The organism is Mesorhizobium hunchu, from assembly GCF_040081975.1.
Lineage (GTDB): Bacteria > Pseudomonadota > Alphaproteobacteria > Rhizobiales > Rhizobiaceae > Mesorhizobium > Mesorhizobium hunchu.
In genome coordinates this window covers 51,942-73,552 of sequence record NZ_JBEBMG010000004.1, presented here as the reverse complement: position 1 = coordinate 73,552, position 21,611 = coordinate 51,942, and the positions used below count along the sequence as shown (strand labels likewise).

Sequence of the window (21,611 nt, the reverse complement as noted above, 5' to 3'; positions counted from 1 at the left end):
CCGCTCTTCCCAGTCCGGCCGTCCGCTACCCTCAAACAGACATCAGTCGGCGGCGCCTGTCAATAATTAAATCACTCTTATTTATTATTGACAGGCTTGCGCGCTCCGCCCATCCTGAGGAAAAAGCGACCGTATGCGGGAGGGGTGAAAGCGAACGTGACGAAGCACGGTGGTCCATCGGAGTTCGCCGCGAGCCGGTTTCATCGCGGAACCAACCAGAGCGGCATGCGCGATCACAACGAGCGCATCGTGCTGTCGCTGGTGCGCGAGCACGGCAGCCTGTCGAAATCCGACATCGCCCGGCTCACCGGCCTTTCCGCGCAGACCGTTTCCGTCATCATGCGCGAACTGGAGACGGACGGCCTGCTTTTGCGGCAAGAGCCGGTGCGCGGGCGCGTCGGGCAGCCATCTATCCCCATGTCGCTCAATCCGGACGGCGCCTATTTCATGGGGCTCAAGGTCGGCCGGCGCAGCGCCGAACTGGTGCTGATCGATTTCCTCGGCGCGATCCGCTCGATGAAACAGCACTCCTATCGGTACCCTGCCCCGCGCAAAACCGTGGACTTCGTTGCCGAAAGCATGAAGGAGATGCGCGACGGCCTGTCCGAAGCGCAACGACAAAGAATTGCCGGTCTCGGCATCGCGGTGCCGTTCCAGTTGTGGAACTGGGCAGACGCAGCCGGCGCCCCTCGAGACGTCATGGAGGAATGGCGCGATCTCGATATCCGGACCGAAATCCAGGCGCTGTGCGATTTTCCCGTCTATCTGCAGAACGACGCCACTTCGGCTTGCGGCGCCGAACTGGTGTTCGGCAAGACGAGCGGCCTGCGGGACTTCCTCTATTTCTACATCGGCGCCTTCGTGGGAGGCGGCATCGTGCTCGACGGACGTCTTTACGGCGGGCCTACCGGCAATGCCGGCGCGCTGGGTTCCATGCCGGTGCCCGGGCCGGACAACCGGCCGACGCAGCTCATCGACATCGCCTCCATCGCCATGTTGGAGAAGGCGCTCGCCGCGCGCGGCTTCGACGCCTCGCATCTGTGGACATCGCCACTGGACTGGGGCGACCTCGGCGCCGATCTCGACCGCTGGGTCGGACAGACCGCGCATGCGCTCGCCTATGCCATCGTCGGAGCAACCTCGGTCATCGACTTCGAGGCGGCGGTGATCGACGGCTGGATGCCGCTCGCCGTCCGCAAGCGGCTGGTCGAGGCGGTCGAGCGCGCGATCGCGGCAATCGACGCCGAGGGGCTGACGCTGCCGGCGATCCGCGAAGGGACGGTGGGCATTCATGCACGCGCGCTCGGCGGCGCCAGCCTGCCGCTTTCCGAGCGCTTCCTCGTCGGCTCGAACCTGCTTGCCGGAAGCGCGTGACATGCCGACCGGCATTCCGCCTTGGTCCGACCCCCCGTTTCTGACCGGTCAATCCACAACCGGCCGCGGTGAAGGGATTGCTGCCGTTGCCACGAGCGATCCGACACTCTATGGCAGCAGCATCGTCCGCATGGGCGTCATCCATCCCGGGGAGAAAACCAGGCCATGATCCTTTGCTGCGGCGAGGCTCTGATCGACATGCTGCCGCGCCGCACCACGGCGGACGAGCCGGCTTTTTCTCCCTATGCGGGCGGCGCCCTGTTCAACACCGCCATCGCGCTCGGACGGCTGGGCGCTCCGACGGAATTCTTTTCCGGCATTTCCACCGATCTTTTCGGCCAGCAGCTCATGCGCGTGCTGGCGGAAAGCAGGGCGGGAACGCGCTACGCCCACTTCTCGGCGCGCCCGACGACGCTGGCCTTCGTCGACCTCAAGGACGGGCACGCCACCTACGTCTTCTATGACGAGGGCACGGCCGGCCGGATGCTTTCGCCGGAAGACCTGCCCAACCTCGCCGACGATGTCGATGCGCTGCTGTTCGGCGCGATCAGCCTGATCCCGGAACCCTGCGGCTCGACCTATGAGGCGCTGATGGCGCGCGAACACAAGACCCGCGTGACCATGCTCGATCCCAATATCCGTCCGGGATTCATTCCCGACCGCGCCCGCCACGCCGAGCGGATCCTGCGCATGGTCGCGATGGCAGACATCGTCAAGGTGTCCGACGAGGACCTAGCCTGGTTCGGGGAAGCCGGCTCTCCGGAAGACATCGCACGTTCCTGGCTGGAGCGCGGTCCGAAGCTCATCGTCATGACGCGCGGCGGCAAGGGCGCGATCGCCTACAGCCGCGAGCACACCGTCACGGTCGAGCCGCAAAAGGTAGAGGTCGTGGATACGGTGGGCGCGGGCGACACCTTCAACGCGGGCGTCCTGGCGTCTCTCGACGAACAGGGCCTTCTGTCCAAGGCGGCCATCGCCGCGCTTTCGCAGGATGCGATCCAGCAGGCGCTTTCGCTCGGCGCAAAGGCGGCAGCCGTCACGGTGTCGCGCGCCGGCGCCAACCCGCCCTGGCGGCACGAGATCGACTGAACGCCTTGCGGCTCGCGATCACGCCGGCGATCACATTGTGTTGCATTCCATTGTTCGAGGCGAAGATGAACCTTGGATTGTCTGCCGCAACCCTTGCGTTTCGGGGCCTGCAGGCGAATTTTCCGGCGTTGCGGTGATCCGGACGCAGATGCCGGGCGGCTGGCGCAATGCCGCCGCGCTTTCGCATATGCGGCAACTCTGATACCAGCGGCGCATAAAACGAAAGAATTTCTGGAAGCGACATGCAATTCATCGATCTCGGCGCGCAAAGGGCGCGCATCGGCGACAGGCTTACGGCTGCCATGCAGCGCGTGGTGGAGGACGGACGCTATATTCTCGGCCCGCAGGTCGCCGAGTTCGAAAAGAAGCTGGCGGACTATATCGGCGTCGACCATGTGGTGGCCTGCGCCAACGGCACCGATGCGCTGCTCCTGCCGCTCTACGCTTCAGGCATCGGTGCGGGCGACGCCGTCTTCGTGCCGTCGTTTACCTTCGCCGCGACCGCCGAGGTCGTGGCGCTGGCAAAGGCCGAACCGGTTTTCGTCGACGTCGAGGCCGACAGCTACAACATCGACATCGCCAGCCTCGAAGCCGCGATCGACATGGTCAAGAAGGAAGGAAGGCTGAAGCCGAAGGCGATCATTCCGGTCGACCTGTTCGGCCTCGCCGCCGACTATGACGCGATCATGGCCATTGCGAAGCGCGAGAACCTGCTCGTCATCGAGGACGCCGCGCAGGCGATCGGCGCCAGAGCCGGCGGCACGATGTGCGGCGCCTTCGGCCATGTCGCCGGCACCAGCTTCTACCCGGCCAAGCCGCTGGGCTGCTACGGCGACGGCGGTGCCATGTTCACCAATGACGCAGCGTTCGCCGAAAAGCTCCGCTCCTTCGCGTTCCACGGCAAGGGCGAGACGCAGTACGACAACGTCCATGTCGGCATCAACTCGCGTCTCGACACGCTGCAGGCGGCGATCCTGATCGAGAAGCTCGCCATCCTCGAAGAGGAAATGGAAGCCCGCCATGCGGTCGCCGACCGCTATGCAGAGGGGCTCGGCGACGTGGTCAAGGCCGCGCGCAATCCCGGCGGCGACCGCTCGGCCTGGGCGCAATACGCCATCGAGACGCCGAAGCGCGACGGGCTGAGGGCGCACCTTCAGGAAAAGGGCATCCCGTCGGTCATCTACTATGTGAAGCCGCTGCACGAGCAGGTGGCTTATCGCCACTATCCGCGCACGCCGGCCGGCCTAAAAGTGTCGGAAGAGCTGCCCGGCCGCATCCTTTGCCTGCCCATGCACCCCTATCTCGGCAAGGACGATCAGGACCGGATCATCGAGACGATCCGCAACTATATCGGCTCGAACTCGGCACGGGCGGCGGAATAGCCGCCCTCGCCTGCCGCGGCGCGGCAGGGATCAGGCCGCGCCTTGCGGCCGGTAGAAATCGAGATACCACTCGACGAAGCGCCGCACGCCCTCGTGCACCGGGACGATCGGCCTGTAGCCGAGGTCGGCGGCCAGATCGCCGACATCGGCGAAGGTGTCGAGCATGTCGCCCGGCTGTTGCGGCAGCAACTCCTTCTCGGCCTTGCGCCCGAGGGCCGCTTCCAGTTCGCCGATATAGTCCGCCAGCCTGACGGGACTGCTGTTGCCGATATTGTAGATGCGAAAAGGAGCGCTGCTGGTGGCCGGGTCCGGATTCTCGCCGTTCCAGCCGGGATTTGGCGCGGCGACCGCGTCGCTCGCCCTGACGACGCCCTCGACGATGTCGTCGATATAGGTGAAGTCGCGCGTGTGGTTGCCGTTGTTGAACACCGGGATCGGCTCTTTGTCGAGGATCGCGCGAGTGAACTTGAACAGCGCCATGTCGGGTCGTCCCCACGGCCCGTAGACGGTGAAGAAGCGCAGGCCCGTGGTCGGCAGGCCGAATAGGTGCGAATAGCTGTGCGCCATCAATTCGTTGGCGCGCTTGGTCGCGGCATAGAACTGAAGCGGATGGTCGGCCGGCGTATGCTCGCTGAGCGGCATGCGGCTGTTGGCGCCATAGACGCTCGACGTCGACGCGTAGGTCAGATGGCCGATGCCATTGTGACGGCAGGCTTCCAGGATATTGGTGAAGCCGAGGATGTTGCTCTCGACATAGGAGAGCGGATTTTCAAGGCTGTAGCGGACGCCGGCCTGCGCGGCGAGATGGATGACCCGGTCGAAGGACCGGCCGGAGAAGCAGGACTCCACGATCGCCCTATCGGCGATGTTGCCGCGCACGAAACGATAGCTGGCCCCTTGGTGGGCCGCGACCTCGTCCAGCACGGCCAGCCGCGCTTCCTTGAGCGCCGGATCGTAATAATCGTTGACGACATCGATGCCGACGACCTCGTCGCCGCGCTCGATCAGCCGTCTCGCGACGTGGAATCCGATGAACCCGGCATTGCCGGTCACGAGGACTTTCATTGCGTCATCCTGCTGGGCATTCGCCTATTTCGCCACCATAAACGAAAAACGGCCGCAGTTGCGGCCGTTCCGATGGGGTGCTCGAAGGGCCTACTTGCCGCGGAACAGGCCGAGGCTCCACACCGCCGGGACAAGGCTGGCCGCGAGAGCGACCTTGATCAGGTCGCCGACGACGAAAGGCAGCACGCCGAACTGCCAGGCCTTGTCGGCGCCTATCAGCGCGGCGAGCCAGGCGAAGCCCATCGCCATCATCACGATCTCGGCGGTCAGCGTCGCGCCCAGCATCTTGAAGACATTGCGGTCCCAGCCGCGATCCGCCGCCCAGCCGACGATTGCCGCCATGACCACGAAGCCCGCCAGATAGCCACCTGTCGTGCCCAGCATGTAGGCGATGCCGATGCCCTTTTCGGGTGTGCTCTGGAAGACGGGCAGGCCGGCCGCGCCCTCGGCCATATAGAGCAGGAGCGTCGCCAGTCCGAGGCGCAGGCCGAAAGCGGCTGCGATCAGCATGACGGCCAGCGTCTGCAGGGAGATATCCACCGGCCCCAGCACCACCTTGGTTTTCGCCGACACCGTCAGGATCAGCGTGCCCGCAATCGCCAGGAATATCTGCGAGGCCAGACGCATGGCGCCTTTCTCAGGCAGGGCGAGCGAGATCAGCGGGCGCATCGTGGTAGCAGTTGCCATGGTTTTCCCCATTTCGGTTCGAAGCGCGAAGATCGCGCCGGCGTTTTTCCTATATTGGCTTCCGTGCTAAGCGGCAATCGGTTTTGGCCGAACTGACAGGTCTGGGTTCTCGATGGCGCTGAAATTCAATGTCGATTTCGACCCGCGCTACGGCGAGGCGGTGGAAATCGCCCCGGATGTCCTACGGCTCACCGCGCCGAACCCCTCGCCGTTCACCTTCCACGGCACCAACAGCTACATCGTCGGCCGCGATTCGCTGGCGGTGATCGATCCCGGACCGGAGGACGATGCGCATCTCGGCGCCTTGCTGAAAGCCATTGCCGGCCGTCCGGTCAGCCATATCTTCGTCAGCCACACCCACCGCGACCACTCGCCGCTGGCCGCGCACCTGAAGGCGGAAACGGGCGCCACGGTGCTGGCCGAGGGGCCGCACCGGCCCGCAAAGCCTTCTGTCGGCGGCAAGGCAGGGGTGCTGGACGCCAGCGGCGACATCGACTTCCGGCCCGACAGGACACTGGCCGACGGCGAGATCGTCAAGGGTGAAGGATGGGCGATCGAAACGGTGCTGACGCCGGGCCACGCCGCCAATCACGCCGCCTTCGCCCTCAAGGGGACGGGGATCCTGTTCTCGGCCGATCACGTCATGGGCTGGGCGACAACGATCGTCGGGCCGCCCGACGGCAACATGGCCGACTATATGCGCTCGCTGGACAAGCTGATCGCGCGCGGCGACCGATTGCTCCTGCCCGGTCACGGCGGCCCGGTGACGACGCCGCAGACCTTCATGCGGGGCCTCAAAACGCACCGCAAGATGCGCGAGCGCGCGGTGCTGGAGCGGGTGCGCAAGGGCGACCGCACCATCAGGGCGATGGTCGAGGCGATCTATCGCGACACCGATCCGCGTCTCCACGCAGCCGCCGGCCTGTCCGTGCTGGCGCATCTCGAGGACCTGGTGGAGCGAGGCGTCGTCGAAACGGACGGCATGCCGGCGATCGACGGCATCTACAGGCCTGCCGCCTGAAGGCACCCGGCCCGGCCTACTGCGCCGCCGCTCCGGCCTGACCGGCCACCTCGGCATCGAGAGCGGCCAGAAACGCCGCGATGCGCCGGGCGTTGTCGCCGAGATCATGACGCCCGTAGCGCGAGGCCGAACGCATGTCGACCAATGTCGAATCCTCGTCCGCCGTGATGCGGACGGCGACATCGACCGGCAGGTCGAGGACGAAGCTGCGGGCCAGCGCGCCGATGGTCACCTCGCCCGCCGCGATATCCTGCGGATCGGGAGAAGCTGCGAGTTGCCAGCCCTGTTTGGCCAGAACCGCCTCGACCGCCGCGATGGTCTCGTCCATCGAAGACTGGTAGCGCCGCCCCGTCACCAGCGGATAATTCTCAACCTGCAGCCGCTGCTCCCCGGGGCTCTGCGGTATCAGGTCGTTCATCCGGGCGGTACGGCTGGTCGCTGTGGGCAGGGCGGGCGGCGTATCCAGGTCGGTCGAGACATCGCGAAGCGGCGGATCGAGGATCATGAGGCTGGCCGCCACGCCATAGGGAGCGAGGACCAGCAAAGCCATCAGCAAACCGGCGGTCAGGTCGCGACCGCCCAGATCGCCGTAGGTCCATATGCGCGAAAACCCAAAAGCGCCGAAGACCAGGGCGAGCGCCGCAAACACGGGAACCAGCGCAAGCACCCACAGATAGCCCTGCGACTCGACGAGACCGTAGTGGTGCCCCACCCACACGACCGCGAGCAGGACCACGGCGAAGCCCGCCATGCGTCGGCACCAGCCTGTCGCGCGCGACCTGCGCTGTTCGGGAGTTTCGGTCATCGTCACGCTGCCGTCGGCGCCGGTTGCATACGGCCGGCCCGGTCCCCTTCGAGTTCCCTTCCCGGTGTTTCCTTACCCGTCAGTCGGTCGGCAGTCGATAGTCCCTGAACTGCTTGCGCAAGACCGACTTCTGGATCTTGCCCGTAGCGGTATGGGGAATGTCCGTCACGAAGACCACGTCGTCGGGCATCCACCATTTGGCAATCTTGCCGTCGAGGAAAGCCAGGACATCCTGCTTTGACGGGTCGCGGTCAGGCTTTCGCACAACCACCAGCAAGGGCCTTTCGCCCCATTTGGAATGCCGTGCCCCGATCACCGCCGCTTCCGCCACGTCGGGATGGCCGACGGCCATGTTTTCAAGCTCGATGGTGGAAATCCACTCGCCGCCGGACTTGATGACATCCTTGGCGCGGTCGGTGATCTGCATGTAGCCGTTGGGATCGATATGGGCGACGTCGCCGGTGTCGAACCATTCTTCCGCATCGAACTGCTCGGCGCCGGCGCCACCGTAATAGGCGCGCGCCACAGCCGGGCCGCGGACCTTCAGTCGCCCGAAGGTCCTGCCGTCCCACGGATGCGCATTGTTCTCGTCGTCGGTTATCTTCATCTCGACGCCGAACGGCGCGTAGCCTTGGGTCTGGAGGACATCCAGCCGTGCGTCACCGGCACGCGCCGCATATTCCGGCTTGAGCGTGCACAGCGAACCGAGCGGGGACATCTCCGTCATGCCCCAGGCGTGGACCACCTCCACGCCGTAGTCGTCCTGGAACCTGGCGATCATGGAGCGCGGGCAGGCCGACCCACCGATCACCACTTTCCTGAGATGCGGCAGCTTCCCGCCGGTTTCCTCCAGATGCCGCAAAAGCATCAGCCATACCGTCGGCACGGCCGCCGTGAAGGTCACCCTTTCGGTATCGAGGAGTTCGTAGATCGAAGCGCCGTCGAGCTTCGGTCCGGGCATCACCAGCGTCGCCCCGACCATCGGACAGGCCTGCCCCAACCCCCAGGCATTGGCGTGGAACATCGGCACCACCGGCATGACGACATCGCGCGCCGAAAGGCCCATCGCGTCCGGCATGGCCGCGATCACGGCGTGGAGCACATTCGAACGGTGGCTGTAGAGCACCCCCTTCGGATCGCCGGTCGTGCCGGACGTGTAGCACATGCCGGCCGCCGTGTTCTCGTCGAAGCTTCTCCAGCGGAAATCATAGCTGCCTTCGGCCAGCCACTCTTCGTAAGAGACCGCGCCGGGTAACGGGGTCTCCGGCATATGTTCGCTGTCGGTCAGGACAACGACGCGCCTGAGGGATTTCACCGAGCCGGCGATCTTTTCCAGGAGCGGAACGAAGGTGAGGTCGACGAAGACGGCCTTGTCCTCGGCATGGTTCATGATCCAGGCGATCTGGTCGGGGAACAGGCGCGGATTGAGCGTGTGGTAGACGGCCCCGATGCCCATGATGCCGTACCAGGCCTCCAGGTGGCGCGCGGTGTTCCAGGCGAGCGTGGCGATGCGGTCGCCTGCACCGAAGCCGTCGGCCTCCAGCCGGCTTGCCAGCTTGAGCGCCCGCCGGCGCATGTCCGCGTATGTCGTGCGGACGACGGGTCCTTCCACCGAACGCGACACGATCTCGCGCGCACCGTGCTGGGCGGCCGCATGGTCCAGCAGCTTGTGGCAAAGCAGCGGCCACTCCTGCATCAATCCGAGCATGGTGTTCCTCCCCTTTTTTGCACATTTTGTAAGGAACATGCGCCTTGTCCAGCATGAACGCGACAGCGCCGGGAGGATGCGACGAAGGTAGAAGTCGAAAATGCCATAATCCGGCCATCAGATATGTTAACGTTTTCTCCGGGCAGGGCGTGCAAGCGAGTGTGATGAGGTTCGCATGGACACGCAACTCGATGAAAAGGCGCTTGAAGACTCATTGGCCGAAGGACTGGCCGACCTCGTGCCCGAGGACAGGACCGTATCCCAGGAAGAATTCGCCGAAGTGGTCGAAGGCGCGCTGGACGCCGTCGGCGGCCGGCTGCTGTTCAAGATGCAGACCGGGCCGGAGGGCGAGCGGCTGCATGTCGCCGCGGCCTCGCTGGGCGAAGGCGAAAGCCGCCAGTTCCTACTCCTGACCCTGCCGGTCGAAGGCGGTTCGCTCAAGGTCGAAACGGCGACCAGCAGCCAGAATCCCGTTGCGGGGATCACGGCGGCCTATGCCGGCCTGATGGACGTGCTGAAGGTCGCCGCCTGAACGAACGGCGCTAAACCAGTTCGAGGCGAACTAGCGCAAGCCCGCCGCCGACCGATAGCCTTCCAGGCTGGCTTCGACTGCACGGATGAGCAGTTTCTCGGGATCCAGCGGCGCTCCCGCGAAGGATTCGAATGCGGGCAGGTGCTGGCGTAACAACGGCGCGGGTACCGTCCTGCCGGACAGGGCGGCAACGAGCCTTTCGACGGCAGCGGCGGCGGCGGGATGGTTCCAGTAGTACCGTATCCGGTCTGACAACGAGTAGTGCCGCTGAACGCGCTGCTGCGCCGCGGTTCCGTGGTAGTGGCTGCTCCACCATTTCGGCTCCTCGACCATCAGCGCCTCCATCGCCTCATAGAGCGGGCGCGACCCGTAGTCCGCGAGCATGTCCGACGCGATCAGGTCCAGGCCGTAGAGCGCCTGACGCAGATCGAATGTCAGTTGCGGGCCGACCTTCAGAATGGGAAAACCATCCTCGACCAGTTCGCGCAGTGCCGCGGCGGTCTGGTAATCGGTCGAATGGGCCTCATAGACGAGAGCCTTTTCCTGATCGAGCAGCCCGGCGAGATGCCGCGCCTTGCCGCGGTCGTAGTAGACGACGTTCTCGTTGCCGAACTCAACGCCCGGCTGCACCACGATGGCGATCACGCGCGAGAAGGCGTCCTTCAACCCCGCTTCCTCGAAGACCTCGCGATGGATTTCCCAAGTCCGCCGAACCGCCTCGAGCCTGGTCGGCTCGATCGCGTCGATGACGTGATCCGCGCCGCCCGGCGGCGGAACCTCCGTGCCGATCACGTAGAGCAGCGGCTTTGCCCCCGCAGCCGAAGCCGCCTGCTCCGCGCGCCTTGCGAGCCGGGCCGCGCGCCGCGCGATGGTGGCGTCGTTCAGCGCGGCAGGCTCGCCCGCGCATCCCATCGACGCATCCAGATGGATCTTGCGGAACCCAGCCTCGACATAGGCGGCGACCATGTCTTCCGCCTTGGCCAAGGCAACCTCCGCGCTCTCGGCGCGCCACGGGTTCGGTCCCAGATGGTCGCCGCCGAAGATCACACGGTCGGCCGGCAGGCCTTCGCGGCGCGCGATGTCGAGCGTCATCGCCAGGAAATCGGCCGGGCGCATGCCGGTGTAACCGCCGAACTGGTTGACCTGGTTGCAGGTCGCCTCGACGAGGACCGGATGGTCGTGCCGGACGCCGTCGCGGATCGCCGCCCTGATGACCAGCGGATGCGAGGAGCACACCGAAACGATACCTTTCGGCTTGCCGGCGCGCAGAGACGGCGCGAGATCGAGCAGTGGGTCCATCAGGCTGGCCTCCTCGGCGTATCGGCCATGAAGCGGTCGAGTTCGGCCCTTGTGCCGGCACCTTCCATCGGCCCCAGCCGGGTGACGTTGCGCGCGCCGGCGGCGTTGGCGTAATCCAGAGCCGTCTGCGGCGGCATGCCGAGCCGCCGGCAGGCGATATAGGCGCCCCCGAAACAGTCGCCCGCGCCCGTGGGATCGACCTCCTCGACGGCGAAAGCAGGCACGTCGGCCCGCTCCCCGGCAGCGGAAAAGAAGCTGGCGCCTTGCGCGCCGCGCTTCACCACCACCTCGCCAGCGCCGCGCGAAAACAGCGAGGCAAGCGCGTCTTGTTCCGTCGTCGTTCCCGTCGCGGTGAACAGTTCCTCGCCGGAAGGCAGGACCAGGTCCGATATGTCCAGCATCCGCGCGAAACGCTCGCCGACCGTGCCTTCACCTAGCAGTTCCTTGCGCATGTTCGGATCGACGGAGATGCTCCCGCCCCGGCCCCGGATCACTTCGACGGCGTATTCGAGGATCGTCCATATCTCGGCGATGGAGAGCGCGGTGCCCATCACATGCAGATGTCCGGCCCTGCCGATCAGCGTCTTGGCCTCGCGCGTGAGACTGACCAGCCCGGACGCGGATTTGGCGATGTTGTAGACAAAGTCGCGCGACCCGTCGTCACGGTAGCGGACAAAGGCGCTGCCCGTCGGGTAATCGGGGCTGACGGCGACGGCCGAGACGTCGGCGCCGTCGCGGCGCAATCGCTCGACATTGATGCGGCCGAAGTCGTCATTGCCGACACAGGCGACGATCCCTGCGCTGCCGCCGATCCTGGCGCACTGGTCGATGAAGATCGCCGGCGCACCGCTCGGATAGGGACCCGTCAGGTCGATCGGTTCGAGAAAACCCTCACCGCGGGTAGTGGCCATGATCTCGACGAGGATTTCGCCGACCGTGATGGTCGGGCCGAGACTATCCGGAGCTAGAGCTTGGGAGGAGGATCTGGCTGGCATCCCGAACCGACCGTCAGACAACGATGAGAACCGGCATAAATTGAATTGTATGTTTGTGCAACATATTATTGAACGCCGCGCCGCAGCATATCAGCCGTCGTCGTCAGCCGCTTCCGAAAGGCGCTGGCTTTCGAGCGAAAGATAGCGCTGGTGCATCATGCAGGCCGCACCGAACGCCGGCCCGCTTCCCTCCAGTTCCGTCACGACGATCTCCGGCAGCAGGAAGGCGCTGTCCTGCAGGGCGGCCATCGCATCGACGACATGGCCGGCCATCGGCGCGTAAAGAGCGGCCACCGAACCGCCAAGCACGATGCGGTCGGGGTCGATGATGCGGCAGGCCTGAACGAGACCGAAGGCCAGCGCCCGCGCCCAGTCCCGGGCAACGCCAAGCGCGGCCAGCTTGCCGGCGGCGACGTCGGAAAGGAGGTCGGGCAGCAAGGGGTTTCCGCCGGCGAGCCGACAGTAGCGGTCGAGCAGCACCTCCAGCCCGACGATCCGCTCCAGCGCCCGGTATTCGCCGTCGGTGTCGGGGACGAGCAGATGCCCGACCTCGCCCGCAACGCCATTGCCGCCACGGAACAGTTTGCCGTCAAAAACGATACCGCCGCCGACGCCGCTCTCCATGACGAGGAACAGGGTGACGCCGGAAGGCGGCTCCTGTCCATGGTAGGTCGCGCCGATGGCGAAGGCGTTCGCATCGTTGTCCGCCAATACAGGCACCCGGACCGGAAGCTGCGCCCGCACGAGATCGGCGAGATCGACCTCGCGCCATCCGAGCAAAGGCGCCAGGCGCACCCTGCCCTGCCCGTCCATCTGCGAGGGCGTGGCCACGCCGACGCCCTCGCACCGCCGCAGCCGCTCCGGCGGCACGACGTCGAGAACGAGCCTGACGGCCTCGCTTGCAGCGACCCTGACATCGCTCGATGCGCCCGCGAACGGACGGATTTCGCTGGCGACCACATTGGCGGCGAGGTCTATCTCGACCACGCCCATGTGCTCGACGCCGATTTCGATCCCGACGAAGCCGAGCGCGTCGGGAACCAGTTCGAGATGGACGCCTGGCCGGCCGGCACGATTTGCCGTGCCGCGCCCGGCGCTTTCAACCTCCCGCACCAGGCCGTCGCCTGCAAGGGCTTCGATGATATGGCCAGACGACGAGCGGTTGACGCGCAGACGGCGGGCCAGGTCGGCCCGTGTCAGAGAACCGAAATGGTGAAGCGCCTGCAGGACCGCGATCTCATTGCGCTGCCGGATCCGGCGAGGCGAACTGGCGGTCTGCAAGGCGTCGTTCACGAGGATATCTCGTTTTTATGGGGCAAACAGTGGAATCCGATTCGCAGTCAGCGTAATCCTTTTCAGCCAGGGAATGAATTTACCGGAATCTTTCGTCCACCAGCAGGAGCGCGCAGGGACCGGTAAACGGCCAGTTGGCGTGTCCGGCATGCTGCGCGGTCCGGGCAGATCGGAGACCGGACAGTCTCCGACCCGAAGTGACTGATCAAGGCCGCGCGTTGGTGGCGCGGCGACGCCTGGCCTCGGCCATTTTGGTCTCGATGAACAGCTTGGCGTGCTCGGCCAGCGGAACGCTGTCGTTCCAGGTATCGCGCCAGATCGCGCAGGCGAGCGAGAGCGCCTGGTCGACGACCTTGGTCGAGAAGGATTCGAAGGTGATGTCGCGCTGGTAGCCGATGTCGAGCAGCGCATCGAACATCAGGTCGAAATCGATGACGCCGTCCCCCAGATAGCCGCGATTGCTTTCGCCGATATGGAAGTAGCCGACCTTGTCGCCGGCGAGACGCAGGGCGGCGGCGGGATTCGCTTCCTCGATGTTCATGTGGAAGGTATCGAGGTGCAGGCGCACATGGTCCGACCCCGTCGCTTCGATGAAATCCAGTCCCTGCGCGGTGGTGTTGAGCAGATTGCTCTCGAAGCGGTTGACGATTTCGAGGACAAGGTCGACGCCGGCCGCCTTGGCGATATCGGCGGTCCGGGCGATAGCCGCGATGCTGTTCTTGCGGCCGCGATCGGTCGGCATGGTCGAATATTTGGTATGGGCGGAATAAAGGATGCCGCCCAGCTTGCTGCCGCCGATGTCACGCACGGCCTTGACGGCGTTGGCAAGAGTCTCCTCGCCCTTCTTCACCACCGCGGCGTCCTCGCTGGACACGTCCGCGTCGGGCGACAGCCCCATGGTGACGGCGATATCGAGGTCAAGCGACTTCGCCTTTTTCGCCAGCCTGTCGAGATTGAACTTCTCCGGCCGCAGATAGGCGAGTTCGATCAGGCGATAGCCGCAGGCGCTGGATTTTTCCATCGCCTGCTCGATGCCGGATTCGGTGGCGCCGTCGGTCCAGACGAATGAATGAATGCCGAGTTTTTTCAAGAGATCCTCCTTGGCGTCACGACAAATGTTGACTGTCGCAACAAAATGCCTCAAAGTGCCCTCTGTCAAGCGCTGACGACAGAAAGCACTCTATTTTGTATCTTTGCTACATCATGTATCGGCCTTGGCAAAATGAAAGTCAGGAATATGGTTGAAAACGGCTAGTTTTCACACGATAACGATCCGCTGAGGAGCTTGCTAGACCAATATTGGTACTATAACTACATAATCGCTTGGAGGAGCTGCCGGCCGGAGGAACAGAACCGGAGCTTGGCGCGCCGTTCAGGGCAGGAAACCAATCCGACCGAAGGGCAGACGCGGCCCCGGAGGTCCGACATCTGGAGGAACGCATGACCAATCTCGCTCGCTGGGCAGGCTCGACCGCCCGCATTTCGCTCATCGCCATGGCTGCCGCCTTCGGCGTCGGCCAGGCCTATGCGATGGATCCCATCGCCGATCGCCCGCAGCCGGTGGACAATGCCAACGGCACGAAAGCCAGGATCGCCATGATCGGCTTCGCCAACAATCCTTACTGGGTCTCGGTGCAGAAAGGCGTCGATACCGCCAACGAGGTGCTGTCCTCGCGCGGCGGCGAGGTGAAGTGGATCGTGGCCGGCGCCAACATCGACGTGCCCACGGTCGACCAGGCGATCCGCGCCGCAGCCACCCAGGGCTACAACGGCATCGGCTTCTTCATCGCCGGCGAAGGCAACTGCACCCTCGTCAAACAGATGGTCGCCAAGGACGTCGCCATGGGCGCCTACAACACGCTGTTCCCCTGCGTCGAGGCCTCGGGCGGCGTGATCGATTACGCCCAGGACCAGGTCGCCGCCGGCAAGAACGCCGCCGCGGAACTGATCAAGGCGGTCGGCGACAAGGAAGGCAAGGTCGGCATCATCGTCAGCCAGTTCACCGCCCCGGGCTCCGAGCAGCGCCGCAAGGGCTTCGTCGAAGGCCTGAAGGGCAGCAAGCTTACGCCGGTCAACGAAGGCGTCGAAGCCAAGGATTCGGCCGGCGCGACCTTTGCCGCGGCCAAGGATTTCATCACCTCGACGCCCGATCTCGTCGCCCTCTACGCCACGGCGGGTGGCCCCTTCGGCGCGGCGCAGGCGGTCAAGGCCGCCGGCAAGCAGGACAGCATCAAGGTCATCGGCTACGACTTCACGCCCGAGAACATCGCGGCGATCCGGGACGGCAGCATGTATGGTGCGACCGGCCAGGACGAATTCGGCCAGGGCTACAATGTGGCGATCACGCTGTTCAACGCCGTCGTCGCAAAGCAGAAGCCTGAAAAGGTGCTGCAGCCGGCGATCAGCCCGTTCATGACCAAGGACAATGTCGACAAGCTCGATCCGGCCAAGCTGCCGATCGGCGCCGTGCCGAAACTCTGATCGCCGGTCTGGCTCGATGACGGGCGGAACAAGTCCCTCGCCTTCCACGACCGACGCCCTGTCGGTCGCGGATCTCGGCAAATCCTTCGGCGCCGTGCAGGCGCTGAAGGACGTGACCCTGTCGTTCCGCTATGGCGAAGTGACGGCGCTGCTCGGTGAGAACGGCGCCGGCAAATCCACCCTGATCAGGCTCTGCAGCGGCGAGCACCAGCCGACGACCGGCAAGGTCGCCATCGACGGCCAGGTGCAGGAGCTTGCGAATCCCCTGGCGGCGACGGCGCTCGGCATCGCCGTCGTGCACCAGGAGCCGCAGCTCGTTTCCGCCATGACGATCGCGGAAAACATCTTCCTGGCGCGCCTCGGCGGCAACGCGGCCGTCGCCGCGCATCGTCCCGGCGCCCTTGTCAGGGAAGCAAGGACGCTCCTTGCCGAGATCGGCCTGTCCGACGCCTTTGCCGACCTGAGCATGAAATGCGCCGGCCTGTCTGCTGCGGAGCGGCAACTTGTCGAGATCGCGCGGGCCCTGGCGGCGAAGCCGAAGGTGCTGTTCCTCGACGAGCCGAACTCCAGCCTGACGCGCCGCGAAACCGACCGCCTGTTCGGCATCGTCCGCCTGCTGCGCGAGCAAGGGGTCGCTGTCGTGCTCGTCAGCCACAGGCTCGGCGAGGTCTACGAGATTTCCGACCGCGTCATCGTCATGCGCGATGGCAGCAAGGTCGGCGAAGGCACGGTAGGCGACCTGCCGAAGGCGCGGGCGATCCGCCTGATGGCGGGCGAGCGGCTGGTGGAACAGGCGGCTAAAGATGAGACGAAGGCAGCCAGGGAGATCGACCCGAAGGCCGTGCCTGTGCTGCGCGTGCGCGGCGCAGGCGGCATCGCCTTCTCGGACGTCGATATCGATATCCACGCCGGCGAGATCGTCGGCATGGCAGGACTCGTCGGCTCCGGCCGAACCGAGATCGTGCGCGGCGTGCTCGGAGCGGATCCACTTTATTCCGGCAGCATCGAACTGAACGGCCATCCGGTCCGATTGAGGACCCTGCGCGACGCCGTGAAACACGGCATATCCTTCATCAGCGAGGAGCGACGCACCTCGGTCTTCTACGGTCACGACATCGGCTTCAACCTGACGTCGAACGTGCTGGGCCGTTTCGGCCGGCTGGGTTTTTTCAGCCAGCGCCGCCGCATGCGCTTCGCGCAGGAGCGCGCCGACCGCGTCGGCGTCAAGGCCGAGAGCGTCGCCACTCCCATTCGCGCGCTGTCGGGCGGCAACCAGCAGAAGGTGCTGCTGGCGCGGGCGCTCGCGTCGAACCCGTCGCTGCTCATCCTCGACGAGCCGACGCGCGGCGTCGACGTGCGCACCAAGGCGGAGATGTACGCGCTGATCCGCAATCTCGCCCATGTCGAGGGGCTGGCTGTGTGGTTCATCTCCTCGGAAATGGACGAGATCCTCCACCTCGCCGACCGCGTCGTGGTCGTGCGTGAAGGCCGCATCGTCGACAATATCGCCAAGGGGCCGCAGGCGGCGCAGGTCGTCGCCTCGGCACTGGGCGAGAAGGCCGAGGACGCCGTCGCCTTCTTCGGACGCCAGGAACGGGGCGAAGCGCATTAGATTGCAGGCGGCCGGCGCTGTCGCCGATGCCAAGATGAACGGAACGGAATCGAGATGAGTGTTGCCGGCGTGAGAAACCTGCCTTTCCTGAAGGGCCAGGAACTGGGATTGGCCGCGGTCGTGATCGTGCTGTCGATCGCGTTCTCCTTCTTCAACCCGCACTTCCTGACGACGGACAATTTCCGCAACATCCTCGTCGCTGTCGCCGTGGTCGGCATCATGGCGATCGGGCAGTGCTTCGTCATCATCGCCAAGGAGATCGACCTGTCGGTCGGTTCGGTGATGGGCCTCAGCGGGCTGTGCGGCGCCTACGCCATGTCCGCCGGCCTGCATCCGGCGCTGGGCGTGCTCGTGGCGCTGGCCGTCGGCGCCGGCTGCGGCCTGATCAGCGGACTGATCGTCGTCTACGGCAAGGTGAATTCCTTCATCGTCACGCTCGGCATGCTGTCGGTCGCGCGCGGCCTCACCTACGTGCTGAGCGGCGGCCTGCCCATCCTGATCGATCCGCGCGTGATGTTCATCGGCCAGGGCGAGGTGCTCGGCATTCCCGTGCAGGTCCTGATCTTCTTCGGGCTCGTCGTGCTCGGGCAGATCGTGCTCAAGCGCTCTGTGCTCGGCCAGCGCGTCGTCGCCGTCGGCGACAATGACGAAGCGGCGCGGCTCAGCGGCATCCCGATGAACTCGACGCGGCTCGCCGTCTTCGTCTTCAGCGGGCTGGCGGCGGCGGTGGCCGGCCTCGTCTACACCGCACAGGTGAGCGTCGCCGAGGCGCAGGCCGGCACCGGGCTCGAACTCGACGTCATCGCGGCGGTGGTCATCGGCGGCGCCAGCCTGTCGGGCGGGCGCGGCTCGATCATCGGCGCCATGCTCGGCGCCTACCTGCTCGGCGCGCTGCGCAACGCCTTCATCCTGCTGGAGCTTTCGCCGTTCCTGCAGCAGATGAGCGTCGGCCTGGTCATCGTTCTAGCGGCTCTGTTCGACCAGTTCCGCCAGGGCGCGTTCCAGCATTCGGTTCTCGCCATCCGGCTGCGCCGCCTTTTTGGCCGCTAGAATTTCGCCCAAGGCGCCTAACCTACTTCAAGCAAGCATTGGAAAGACCATGAACAATCCGATCGATGTCATCGCCAGCCTGGGCGTCGTGCCCGTGATCGCCATCGAAAAGGCGTCGGATGCGGTTCCGCTGGCCGATGCCCTGCTGGAAGGCGGCCTGCCGGTCGCCGAGATCACCTTCCGCACCGAGGCTGCCGCCGACGTGCTGGCCGCGATCCGCGACGCCCGGCCGGAACTCGTCATCGGCGCGGGCACGATCCTCGACCGGGACAGTCTCCGCCGCGCGATCGACAGCGGCGCCCGCTTCGCGCTCGCGCCCGGTTACGATCCGGATATCGTCGATGCCGCGAAGGAGGCGGACCTGCCTTTCTGCCCCGGCATCATGACGCCGACGGACCTGACGCTGGCGACGGCGCGCGGCGTCAGGCTGGCGAAGTTCTTCCCGGCCGGCGTCGCCGGCGGTCCCAAGGCGCTCAGCGGCATCGCCGCACCCTTCGCGCATCTCGGCGTGCGCTTCATCCCGACCGGCGGCGTCACGCAGGCGACGATCGGCGATTGGCTGGCCGTCAGGCAGGTCGTGGCCGTCGGCGGCACCTGGATCGCCAAGACGGAAGACATCCGCGAAGGGCGCTTCAAGGCGATCGCGCAAAACGCGGCCGAAGCGGTGAAAACCGCCAGGCAGGCGCTGGACGCCCGCGCATAACGGCACGGCAAGTCCGGATGCCGGCCGAAAAGCGCGGCCGTCTTGCGGAGACGCCTATTCGGGAATCAGCGCGCCCGGGTTCATGATGCCGTGCGGGTCGAGCGCCGTCTTGATCGCCTGGACCGCCGTCCTCTGTTCGGCCGGCAGCCAGTCCCAGTAGACGTCGCGGCGGCTGCGGCCGACGCCGTGCTCGGCGCTGAACGACCCGCCGAGCGCGCGCATGATGGCGTAGAGGCCGTCGAGCATCACCTTGCCGTTCCGCCTGATCTCCTCCTCCGCCATGCCTACCGGCGGCATGACGTTGAAATGGATGTTGCCGTCGCCCGCATGTCCATAGGCGAGCGGTTCCCAGCCCGGCCAGTCGGCGGCGATATAGGCGCGCGAGCGCTCGATCACTTCCGCCACCCTGCTCAGCCGCACCGACAGGTCGGTGCGGATATGGCGGCCGCGCTTTGCCTGGCCTTCGACGAGGTTCTCGCGGATCGCCCAGAAATCAGCGGCATGCGCGCGGCTCTGCGCCAGCGCGCCGTCGCCGAGCAACCCGGCCTCGAAGGCTTCCGCCAGCAGCGCCTCGACGAGCGCGCGACCGTCGACCGCCGCCGAACAGCCCAGTTCCATGATGACATGCACCGGCCACTCGCCCTCGAGCGGAACGCGCGTGTCGGGGGCGGCGATGCGGGCAAACGGAATGCACTCCGCACCGATCACCTCGAAGGCGGTGAGCAGGTCAGAGCAGACGTGACGCGCCATGCCGAAAACCGTCATGGCGTCGGCGAAGGAGGCGAGGCCGAGATAGGCCGTCTCGATATTGGCTGGACGCGGAAAAAGCTTGACCTCGACGCCGGTCACGATGCCCAGCGTCCCCTCCCCGCCGATCAGGAGTTGCTTGAGGTCGTAGCCGCGATTGTCCTTCCTCAGCCCGTGCATGCCCTCGAACAGGCTGCCGTCGGGCAGCACCGCCTCGACGCCGAGCACCAGGTCGCGCGTCATGCCGTAGCGCAGCACGTTGATGCCGCCGGCGTTGGTCGAGACGTTGCCGCCGATCTGGCACGAGCCCTGCGCGCCGAGCGCGAGCGGAAAAAGCATGTCCCTGGCTTCCGCCGCGTCCTTCAGCACCTGAAGGATCACGCCGGCATCGGCGGCCAGGGTAAAATTCTCCGGATCGATGGCGCGGATCCGGTTGAGCCTTTCCAGCGAGACCACGACGGCGCGGGGCGGCCCTTCCGCGATGCCGCCGCTAACCAGCCCGCTGTTGCCGCCCTGCGGAATCAGCGCGACGCGGTGCTCGGCGCAGATCCTGACGATCGCCTGCACCTCCTCCACGCGCGATGGCCGCAGCACGGCGAGCGCGCCGCCCCGATAGTCGCCTGTCCAATCGTGAAGATAGCGTTCCGCCTCGGGCGCGCCGGCGTCGACGAAACCGGCAGCATCCACCACGGCGCGCAGGGCCGCCAGCGCGGCGGCGGCCGGCGCAGCGCCGACCGCCTCTTGGGAGGAGGAAATCGTCATCAGCCGAAGTAACGCACGCGAATGGCGTCGATCGCAACCGCGATGAAGATCATGAAGCCGCCGATCATGCCGACGTAGAAGGACGGGACGGCTATGATGGCGAGCCCCACCTGGATGACGGTAAGCAGCAGCACGCCGCCGAGCACGCCCACCACGTTGCCGCGGCCGCCGAAAACGCTGACGCCACCGATGATGGGCGCGGCGATGGCGTAGAGCAGGTAGCTCGAGCCCTGGTTGGAGGTGATGGCCATCTGCCAGGAGCCCAGCAGGAACCCGCCCACGCCGGCCAGGAAGCCGGCGATCGTGAAGGTGATGATCTTGACGCGGTCGACGCGGATGCCGGCCGAGTTCGACGCGACCGGGTTGCCGCCCACCGCATAGATGCTTCGCCCGAGAACCGTCTTGCGCAACATCACCGCCATCGCCACCAGCGCCACCACGAAGATGATGGGCATGACCGGCCAGCCGCCGATGGCCGCCTGGCCGATCCAGACATAGCCGTCGGGCAGGTTGGTGATTGTGCGGCCCTGCGTCAGCGCCAGCAGGGCACCCTGCAGGATGATCATCATGGACAGCGTCTGGATGAGCGAGACCATGCGCAACTTGGTGATGCACAGGCCATTGAAGAAGCCGATCAGCGTCGCCACGCCCACGCCGACCAGCATGGCGAGGAACCAGGGCAGGCCGAGGTTGGAATAGGCCATGGCGCCGATGGCGGAGGAAAAGCCGAGATTGGCCGGCAACGAAAGGTCGATCTCGGCCACCAGCAGGGGCAGCGCGACGGCGAGGCCGATCATGCCGAGCACGGTCGCCTGAACCATGATGTTCTGCAGGTTGAAGGTGGTGAAGAAATACTGGTTGAAGAGGCCGAAGATCACCACCAGGGCGACCAGCCAGATCCACACGACGTTGTGCAGCACCCACCCCAGAACGGACGTGCCTTCCTTGCCGGGAGTCTTCGCGGCCGGCGCTGCAAGTGCGGAGGCGGCTTGGTTCATTGTTTTCT

At 65.7% G+C, this 21,611-nt stretch carries 19 protein-coding genes; 9 read left to right on the top strand and 10 right to left on the bottom strand.

Annotated features, from left to right (window positions below; genetic code table 11):
- The first annotated feature begins 225 nt into the window (after window positions 1-225).
- The 3 genes from ABMA46_RS08870 (at window position 226) to ABMA46_RS08860 (ending at window position 3,845) form a co-directional block, all read left to right on the top strand.
- The gene (locus ABMA46_RS08870; RefSeq protein ID WP_348998983.1) at window positions 226-1,374 is read left to right on the top strand and encodes an ROK family transcriptional regulator; all 1,149 of its coding nucleotides are present in this window, start codon (window positions 226-228) and stop codon (window positions 1,372-1,374) included.
- Between the two features lie 165 nt (window positions 1,375-1,539).
- Window positions 1,540-2,463, top strand: coding sequence for a carbohydrate kinase family protein (locus tag ABMA46_RS08865; protein WP_348998982.1), 924 nt, complete (start codon window positions 1,540-1,542; stop codon window positions 2,461-2,463).
- Window positions 2,464-2,705: 242 nt separating this feature from the next.
- Entirely contained in the window at window positions 2,706-3,845 is a 1,140-nt protein-coding gene (locus tag ABMA46_RS08860; protein ID WP_348998981.1) for a DegT/DnrJ/EryC1/StrS family aminotransferase, read from the top strand.
- A gap of 30 nt (window positions 3,846-3,875) precedes the next feature.
- Here the strand turns inward: ABMA46_RS08860 and ABMA46_RS08855 are convergent, their stop codons facing one another.
- Entirely contained in the window at window positions 3,876-4,910 is a 1,035-nt protein-coding gene (locus ABMA46_RS08855) for an NAD-dependent epimerase (protein WP_348998980.1), read from the bottom strand.
- Between the two features lie 90 nt (window positions 4,911-5,000).
- Window positions 5,001-5,597, bottom strand: coding sequence for a biotin transporter BioY (locus ABMA46_RS08850; protein WP_348998979.1), 597 nt, complete (start codon window positions 5,595-5,597; stop codon window positions 5,001-5,003).
- A 112-nt stretch (window positions 5,598-5,709) separates the two neighbouring features.
- On the opposite strand from ABMA46_RS08850, the gene ABMA46_RS08845 reads away from it, so the two are divergent.
- The gene (locus ABMA46_RS08845; protein WP_348998978.1) at window positions 5,710-6,618 is read left to right on the top strand and encodes an MBL fold metallo-hydrolase; all 909 of its coding nucleotides are present in this window, start codon (window positions 5,710-5,712) and stop codon (window positions 6,616-6,618) included.
- A 16-nt stretch (window positions 6,619-6,634) separates the two neighbouring features.
- On the opposite strand, the gene ABMA46_RS08840 is transcribed toward ABMA46_RS08845, so the two are convergent.
- Together ABMA46_RS08840 and ABMA46_RS08835 are read right to left on the bottom strand one after the other, a co-directional pair.
- A complete protein-coding gene (locus tag ABMA46_RS08840) occupies window positions 6,635-7,423 on the bottom strand; it encodes a DUF1499 domain-containing protein (RefSeq protein ID WP_348998977.1) in 789 nt (262 codons plus the stop codon).
- A gap of 79 nt (window positions 7,424-7,502) precedes the next feature.
- The gene (locus ABMA46_RS08835; protein ID WP_348998976.1) at window positions 7,503-9,131 is read right to left on the bottom strand and encodes a long-chain-fatty-acid--CoA ligase; all 1,629 of its coding nucleotides are present in this window, start codon (window positions 9,129-9,131) and stop codon (window positions 7,503-7,505) included.
- Window positions 9,132-9,306: 175 nt separating this feature from the next.
- On the opposite strand from ABMA46_RS08835, the gene ABMA46_RS08830 reads away from it, so the two are divergent.
- On the top strand, window positions 9,307-9,663 hold the full coding sequence (locus ABMA46_RS08830; protein ID WP_348998975.1) for a hypothetical protein: 357 nt from the start codon (window positions 9,307-9,309) through the stop codon (window positions 9,661-9,663).
- A gap of 30 nt (window positions 9,664-9,693) precedes the next feature.
- Here the strand turns inward: ABMA46_RS08830 and ABMA46_RS08825 are convergent, their stop codons facing one another.
- The 4 genes from ABMA46_RS08825 to ABMA46_RS08810 all read right to left on the bottom strand — a co-directional run bounded on the left by ABMA46_RS08825 (window position 9,694) and on the right by ABMA46_RS08810 (window position 14,340).
- Window positions 9,694-10,962, bottom strand: coding sequence for a D-tagatose-bisphosphate aldolase, class II, non-catalytic subunit (locus ABMA46_RS08825; protein ID WP_348998974.1), 1,269 nt, complete (start codon window positions 10,960-10,962; stop codon window positions 9,694-9,696).
- On the bottom strand, window positions 10,962-11,957 hold the full coding sequence (locus ABMA46_RS08820; protein WP_348998973.1) for a tagatose kinase: 996 nt from the start codon (window positions 11,955-11,957) through the stop codon (window positions 10,962-10,964). Before ABMA46_RS08820 ends, ABMA46_RS08825 begins: the two co-directional genes overlap by 1 nt.
- A 90-nt stretch (window positions 11,958-12,047) precedes the next feature.
- Entirely contained in the window at window positions 12,048-13,250 is a 1,203-nt protein-coding gene (locus ABMA46_RS08815; protein ID WP_348998972.1) for an ROK family transcriptional regulator, read from the bottom strand.
- A gap of 205 nt (window positions 13,251-13,455) precedes the next feature.
- Window positions 13,456-14,340: a sugar phosphate isomerase/epimerase family protein gene (locus ABMA46_RS08810; protein ID WP_348998971.1), complete on the bottom strand. Its 885-nt coding sequence runs from the start codon at window positions 14,338-14,340 to the stop codon at window positions 13,456-13,458.
- Window positions 14,341-14,690: 350 nt separating this feature from the next.
- Between ABMA46_RS08810 and ABMA46_RS08805 the strand changes: the two genes are divergently transcribed.
- The 4 genes from ABMA46_RS08805 to eda are packed head-to-tail and all read left to right on the top strand — an operon-like array spanning window position 14,691 to window position 19,096.
- Window positions 14,691-15,731: a sugar ABC transporter substrate-binding protein gene (locus tag ABMA46_RS08805; RefSeq protein ID WP_348998970.1), complete on the top strand. Its 1,041-nt coding sequence runs from the start codon at window positions 14,691-14,693 to the stop codon at window positions 15,729-15,731.
- Window positions 15,732-15,747: 16 nt separating this feature from the next.
- Window positions 15,748-17,343, top strand: coding sequence for a sugar ABC transporter ATP-binding protein (locus ABMA46_RS08800; protein WP_348998969.1), 1,596 nt, complete (start codon window positions 15,748-15,750; stop codon window positions 17,341-17,343).
- 54 nt (window positions 17,344-17,397) lie between these two features.
- Window positions 17,398-18,393: an ABC transporter permease gene (locus tag ABMA46_RS08795; protein ID WP_080919838.1), complete on the top strand. Its 996-nt coding sequence runs from the start codon at window positions 17,398-17,400 to the stop codon at window positions 18,391-18,393.
- A 49-nt stretch (window positions 18,394-18,442) separates the two neighbouring features.
- A complete protein-coding gene (gene eda / locus ABMA46_RS08790) occupies window positions 18,443-19,096 on the top strand; it encodes a bifunctional 4-hydroxy-2-oxoglutarate aldolase/2-dehydro-3-deoxy-phosphogluconate aldolase (protein WP_348998968.1) in 654 nt (217 codons plus the stop codon).
- Between the two features lie 54 nt (window positions 19,097-19,150).
- Here eda and ABMA46_RS08785 read toward each other — a convergent pair whose 3' ends face one another.
- Entirely contained in the window at window positions 19,151-20,605 is a 1,455-nt protein-coding gene (locus tag ABMA46_RS08785) for an FAD-binding oxidoreductase (protein WP_348998967.1), read from the bottom strand.
- The gene (locus ABMA46_RS08780) at window positions 20,605-21,603 is read right to left on the bottom strand and encodes an ABC transporter permease (protein ID WP_348998966.1); all 999 of its coding nucleotides are present in this window, start codon (window positions 21,601-21,603) and stop codon (window positions 20,605-20,607) included. Before ABMA46_RS08780 ends, ABMA46_RS08785 begins: the two co-directional genes overlap by 1 nt.
- Between the last annotated feature and the right edge of the window lie 8 nt (window positions 21,604-21,611).